This window comes from Sporosarcina sp. FSL K6-3457 (assembly GCF_038007285.1).
Taxonomy (GTDB): domain Bacteria; phylum Bacillota; class Bacilli; order Bacillales_A; family Planococcaceae; genus Sporosarcina.
The window spans coordinates 233,991-240,998 of the sequence record NZ_JBBOWX010000002.1 but is presented as its reverse complement, the minus strand read 5'-3'; the positions used below and the strand labels follow the sequence as shown (position 1 = coordinate 240,998).

The window sequence follows — 7,008 nt, the reverse complement described above, 5'->3', positions numbered from 1 at the left end:
AATAGCCCGGTAATCGTATAGAAGTCGTTCAATCCACAGCGAACCAAAGCTACTATACACAGAGTGCCTAGCGTCTGATTAAGTTACTTCTTGGTAAATCAACAGGCGTATGCATATTATTTTTTATTTTCCTTACGACTATTCCTTACACCAAACAAATAACCACCAATAACAATTCCAACAAGGACAATCCAGAATGTTAATTTCCATCCAGTCGAATGTGGGAACCCTACGTCAATGATTTGTAATTTTGGATGTGCTAGCGTAAGCACGACCAATTTGATACCTACCCAACCGACAATCAAAAAGGCTGCTGTTTCTAATGATGGGTATTTCTCTAACAACACAACGAACTGACGAGCTGCGAAACGCATAATGATCAATCCGATAATACCACCCAATAGCATAACGATAAATTGACCACCATTGATGCCACCGATATCGAAATTACCTAGCGCTGGAAGTGTGATTGCCAGTGCAACCGCAGCCAACATTGAGTCTAATGCAAATGCGATATCTGCAAGTTCTACCTTCAATACAGTCATCCAGAAACCAGAACCTTTACGAGGTTTTTCATCCTTTTCAGGATCTTCCTCTGTATTCTTTCGCTGGTCTAGAAGACTTTTAATGGATATAAACAACAGATACGCGGCTCCTAATGCTTGTATTTGCCAAATATCTACAAGTAACGTAATCATAAATAACGCAGCAAAACGGAACACAAACGCACCTAATAATCCGTAAAATAGGGCTTTCTTTTGTTGCTCACGCGGTAAATGCTTCACCATAACTGCCATAACTACCGCATTATCTGCTGCCAATAATCCTTCCAGTACAATCAGTACAACGAGTACCCACGCGTATTCCAATAATATTGCTTCCAAAACCATTCCTCCTACACTTTTTTTCAAACAAAAAAGACCCTCACCTAATAAAAGGCAAAGGTCTCGCTAAGTCAGAATTTTGGTTTACAAAAGTCTAGCTATCATAACCGATGGCGTCAGCCATGTATTGACGACTATGAAATAGGTTTCCCTAAAGCTACTCCCCCTTGACATGATGTCAAAGTTTATTAAGTTGTTGGGTACTTTTGTTTCATTATACCACCTCATTCATAAATGTAAAACAATAAGTCATCCGATTTTTATATGAAAATCAGGATTTTTTTTATTTTTCTCATAAAATGCTGTCATAGAGGGAATAGATTCGAGAAAGTCAGCACAGCTAATGCCACTTCCTTCGAGAAGCCTTTGTGCATTCCACGTATCAAATGTTCCATTCCATAGTAAATAATCAATCGTTTCCGCTTCAACACCTAGTTTACGTTGTAGCCGAATCGACGACAGCCCCGTTTGAGCTATCCTATAAGGCAGTCTTCCCTTCGGACTTTTCCCTGTCAGCTCCACAACCATCGCCTTATAAACCTCCTCAATTGGATGAGGTGATGGATCTGTTAAATGGACGGTTTGCCCTGCCGCCTCTACTTTACTCGCGAGAAAGACCGTTGCATGAATAATATAGTCAATCGGCACGACATTTATACACACTTCAGTCTTTCCTACGTATGGAATAATAGGCATCCATTTTAGACGATCAATCATATTCATGAAAAAATAAGGTCCATCAAACTTAATGGTCTGCCCTGTTTTAGAATGACCGCGCACGATTCCCGGACGGATAATCGTCACAGCCACACTGGACTTCAGTTCCTCCACAAGTAATTCTGCTTCAAATTTTGTCTCTTCATAATGATTTTTGAAGGCATCTGGGCGTACCAATTCCGTTTCAAGCAATAGCCCCTCTCGTTTTCCCGCCACGTAAGCTGTGCTGAAGTACATGTAACGCGTAATAGAAGAATGACTACGTACAAACTCATTGACCTGCCTTGTTCCCTCCACATTGACGTTCCAAGCAATTTCCGCTTTAACAGCCAAATCATAAATCGCCGCCAAATGCCAAACCGTTAACGTTTCTCCATACAACTGGTTCACGACCTGCTGAGTCATCCCTAGATTCACTTGCGTGATATCTCCAACGATGATGTCAAAAGGAATCTCAGCATCCATCTCCGTCATCATCGAGGCTGCTTTATCCTTTGCCAGCTGCTCCTGCTCCGCTTGCACAACCGCATACAATCTCCCCACTTGCCCAACACGCACCAATTCCTTTATTAACTCCGTTGCGATAAAACCTGGGAATCCCGTAAAAAAATGAGCTTGCATATAATCGCCCCCTTGTTTTACTAGTATAACACCGGAATTTCACTGTTGGAAGAATATTCAGACTAGAAAAAGCCCCCCATTACAGGAAGCTCCTCCATCATTTATCCCCTACCGCACGCTTTCTCGTTTCCTTGTCAAACAAGCTATAAATAATCGGCACTATATACAGTGTCAGCAATGTTGAACTTAATAAACCACCTATGACAGCAATGCCCATCGGCTGATTCATTTCCGTTCCCTCACCGAGCCCTAGCGCTAACGGTAACAGGCCTAAAATTGTCGTCAGTGCCGTCATCAGAATTGGACGCAACCGATCCCTTACCGCAGCAATAATCGCATCATACGAGCTAAACCCTGCCTCCTTACGCTGATTAATATAGTCAACAAGGACAATCCCATTATTGACGACAATCCCAACGAGAACGAGAATTCCGATAATAGCTGTCACACTAATTGGCGTATTTGTCATATACAAGCCCGCCGCTACACCAATGACCATTAAAGGAACAGAGAACATAATAACAAATGGATATTTGAATGATTCAAACTGTGCCGCCATCACAATATAAACGAGCACTACAGCGAGCGCAAGCGCCATTAGCATATCGTCAATCGCACTTTCAAACAATTCTCGATCCCCACTATAGGTCAGTTCAATTTCCTTCGACATACCTAGCTCTGCAATTAAAGCATTTACTTTCTTCGTCATATCTCCAAGTGATTGCGTTGACTCATATTTCACATTAAAGGTCACCGAGTGTGCTTGATCGACACGTTGAATGGACACCGGTCCTTCCGCAATCGTCACACTCGCTACTTCGCTTAGCGCCACGAAAGTCCCTGCTTGCGTCCGTAACTTCAACTTTTTCAAGCGCTCTATACTATTGCGGAACTTCTTATCATATTGCACATTTACCGCAAATACTTCTTCATTTTTGCCGATAATTTGTGTGGCAAATGAACCGCGCGTGACACTATTGACCGTTTGGGCAATCTGATACGGTGTCAATCCTCGAGTTGCTGCTTTGTCGCGGTCTACTTCAATTTGGATTTCATCCACCGTATTTTGTAAGTTATTCGTTACCTCCATCACCAAATCAAGCGCAGCAAGTTCATGGTTCAACTCCATCACCGCTTCATGTAATCGGGCTTCATTCGTGTCATTCAATGCAAATGACAATGTATTCGGACTAGAGCCTGCTGCTGTTTGCATGACAAAGCCAATCCTCGCTTCGTCTCCTACTTCCTGCAACACCTTTGGTTGCACAGCATCTACAAACTCAAAAATAGATCGTTCTCTCTGTGCAAGCGGCACAAGCTTAACATAAATTTCAGCCACATTCGCTTTGGATGACCCTTGCGCCATACCTTCTTGCGTACCACCGACGAGACTGACATACACTTCAACGTCCGGTTCGTCCTTCAGCTGTGCTTCAATGCGTTTCACTACATCATCTGTCACTGTTGGCGAGGAGCCATTCGGCAATTTCACCGAAACACTGACAAACCCTTCGTCCGTTGCCGGTAAAAATTCAGTCCCTACTTTGAATAAACCAAAGCCACTGACTACAAGGAGAGCCACTGTGACAAACAGTACAACGAATCGATATTTTAACGTCCATTTCACCGATTTCTCAAAGTTTCCTAATGTTTTCGAACGACGTCTCCGCGCTTCAATATTTTTTCTAGGCTTCTTCAATAAATGACCAGCCATCATCGGCACAACCGTCAAAGCAACGACGAGCGACGCAAACAAACTAAACGAAATCGTCAACGCAAACTCTGTGAAAATTTGACCAATCAAGCCGCTGATGAAAATGACCGGCACAAACACAGCTAATGTCGTCAAGGTCGAAGCTGTGATTGCTCCGCCAACCTCTTTCGTCCCATCAGATGCAGCCTGCTTCGGCTCCTTGCCCATCGCTAAATGCCGTTCAATATTTTCAATGACCACAATGGCATTATCGACTAACATCCCAATACCAAGTGCCAGCGCACCAAGCGTCATAATATTGAGTGAGAAGTTGGCAAAGTACATCAATACAAATGTGACAATGACAGAATAAGGAATGGCAATCCCAATAATAATTGGACTTTTTATGCCCCGTAGGAACAAGAACAAAATAAGCATTGCGAAAATACCGCCGAGTATGAGGGATTGACCAATATTATTAATGGCCAGCTTGACATAATCACCTTGGTCAAACAGGATGTCAGACTCTATCCCTTGAAACTCGTCCTTTTCGAGCAGTGTATCCAGCGCTTCTTTAAAGGCCGTGGAGACATCCGCCGTGTTTGAGCCTGACTCTTGTAATACAGACATTAGAACAGCCTGCTCCTCATTGGCACGCGTAATTGTAGTTGAATCGGCTTCAACAAGCGCGACGTCTGCGACATCACCAATGGTTATGTTGTCTCCCGTAAAGGGATTCGTACTGACAATGACACCTCGAATATCAGATATCGTCGTTAGCGTACTCAAAATACGAGTCGTGAGCTGTTGACCATCTGGCGTCTCAATCGGCTCACCCGGCATCGACACATTGTTCGCTTGTAGCATTTGGACAATATCCGATTGCGCAAGCCCATTTGTCTCCAGCTGTTGCGGATCCAGTATAATTTGTACCTCTTCTACTAATTTCCCCGAAACCGTTACACTCGCGACACCTTCTGTCCGTCGTAATTCTGTTTCCAGCTGTTCTGCAATTTTTCGAATATCAGCTTCATCTGTTGTGGCCCGTAACGACAGCTGAATAACCGGAAACTGAGACGGGTCAAATTTCATAAACCTTGGTTTATTGGCTCCATCTGGAACAGGCACTTGATCCACGCGCTGCATAATATCAAGCTGCACATCGTCAATATTCGTCGACCAGTCAAACATCAACAAGATGAAATTCGAGCCTTCCTGAGAAGAGGATTGCATCGATTTCAATCCTGGCGCAGTCGACAAACTATTTTCAAGTGGTTTCGTTAATTTCTCACTCACCTCTGCAGGTGATGCTCCCGGATAGCTTGTCACAACTACAGCAATTGGTGGGTTCAATTCCGGAATCAGCGTTACTGGTATGCGAAAAAATGACACTGCTCCAAGAATAATGACTAGAAACATGGTCACAATCGTAAAGACGGGTCTTTTTATGGAAAAGTCACTTATTTTCATAAAAATCTAGGCTGGCGAAAACTCTTGACTTTAGTCGTGAGAGGAGCCAGCCTGTACCTCCCTTCTTTGGGTTATTTGAACGAGTAGCGTACTAGCTTTCTCGACCAATCGTAGCTTCTTGAAGCTTGCACTTTTGTGTATACTTACTCCATCTATTGTTTGCAAATCAAAATAGCCTGTTTTTCGTCGGCCAAACACGAAGCACTCGATGCCTTCAAATAGAACTTTATCAAACAGTTGAAAACCTTTCACGAAGCGCCCTGCTTTATTAGCTTTCCGATAGCCACCTTTAGCAATGGTCATTTTGTGTAACTGTCGGTTGTTTTTTCGTACTTGCTTAAATAAATAGGTATTGTTAGATGAAGCCGCAAGCGGATTTCCACTGATGCATCTTGCATCCACGGCGTGACTTTTTTCTAAACCATGATGGATACGTGTATTTTTCGTTTGGAATCCATACGTTAATTGAACGTGAGGATACAGTTTTTTCACTTGGTGATGAATAAACCATCTCATCACTGTCATTTGAGAAGCATCACGAAACGAAGCACTTTTACGTGTAAATAAATACTCTTTTCCTTCTTTGTGAATCTTATTATGACACGTTTCACAGAGTGTCAGTAGATTATCTGGACCATCACCACCTGTCTTGCGACTTTCGATGTGATGAACATTTAAAATTCTGTCTTTTGTTTTGCCTTTGCAATGTTGGCATACATGCTTATCACGAAAGAATACATATTCCCGTACATTCCAAAAGCCAAGTTGGTCTCCTTTTTGATACAAATCACCCGAAATAGCTGGGTTCTTAATCTTTTGAATGTCAAACTGTGCAACTTCAATCGTTACATGCGTAATCGGAAGAAGCTTATGCACGTTGGCAATCATCTTTGTGTGCATATCTACTTTGTTTTGAACGGATGGAGCGAGCCACCCTTTATTTTTCTTACGATTGAGAAAGCGTGGTTGACGATAGCGAGTCTTTCGGCTTCGTCTAGCACTTCGTAAAGATCTGCGAGTTGCCAACAACTCTTGAATATCAGTACGAAGCTTAACTTCGCCTTCGAATAGCACCTGGCCTTCTGTTGTAGCTGAAAGTCCGATATGTTTGGTTCCGGCATCCACGCCCAATGATATAGGCTGTTTGTAACCACTGGATCCGTATTGCAATTGAATTGTAAAAGGTGTTCGTTGGACAACTTTTGCTTTTTCTTGTTGCAGCAGCTTACGTGCTTTCTGCGGCTTACAAGGCATAAGCGGTTGTCCATGTTTGTTCAGTACGTAAACGAGCATATCGTTTACCTCCCTCGAGTTAGCTACTCTTCGCCAATGTTGTAAGTGCTTGTTAGGCATGCAACACCGCTCCTTTCCCTCAGAGCTTTTAATCACATGCGACAGTTGCATAGAACTAGAGTTGGCATTCTATGGTGTCATGACACAAACAACGTAGTCAGTAAAGACTTAGACTAGTCAATCAAGGCTCTTATAAGCCTGCGATTTCAATCGCGGGTTATTGACACGCACAGTCCTTTCTTATTTTATTAATTACATGTTAGCGTAATTGCATCCAGACTTTTTCGAGTAAACTCGAAAAAGTCTCCTAAAAATCTATGACATCCGCCG

At 42.8% G+C, this 7,008-nt stretch carries 4 protein-coding genes; all 4 read right to left on the bottom strand.

Features of this window, described 5'->3' with window-relative positions; genetic code table 11:
• Positions 1-116: 116 nt before the first annotated feature.
• The 4 genes from N1I80_RS23115 to iscB all read right to left on the bottom strand — a co-directional run bounded on the left by N1I80_RS23115 (position 117) and on the right by iscB (position 6,678).
• Positions 117-884 carry a TerC family protein gene (locus N1I80_RS23115; protein WP_340740323.1) on the bottom strand — a complete coding sequence of 256 codons (768 nt, stop codon included), beginning with the start codon at positions 882-884 and terminating at the stop codon, positions 117-119.
• 249 nt (positions 885-1,133) lie between these two features.
• Entirely contained in the window at positions 1,134-2,222 is a 1,089-nt protein-coding gene (locus N1I80_RS23110) for an SDR family oxidoreductase (protein WP_340740322.1), read from the bottom strand.
• 97 nt (positions 2,223-2,319) lie between these two features.
• On the bottom strand, positions 2,320-5,385 hold the full coding sequence (locus N1I80_RS23105) for an efflux RND transporter permease subunit (RefSeq protein WP_340740321.1): 3,066 nt from the start codon (positions 5,383-5,385) through the stop codon (positions 2,320-2,322).
• 30 nt (positions 5,386-5,415) lie between these two features.
• Positions 5,416-6,678 (bottom strand): RNA-guided endonuclease IscB, encoded by a 1,263-nt coding sequence (gene iscB / locus N1I80_RS23100; protein WP_340740320.1) that lies wholly within the window; start codon positions 6,676-6,678, stop codon positions 5,416-5,418.
• Between the last annotated feature and the right edge of the window lie 330 nt (positions 6,679-7,008).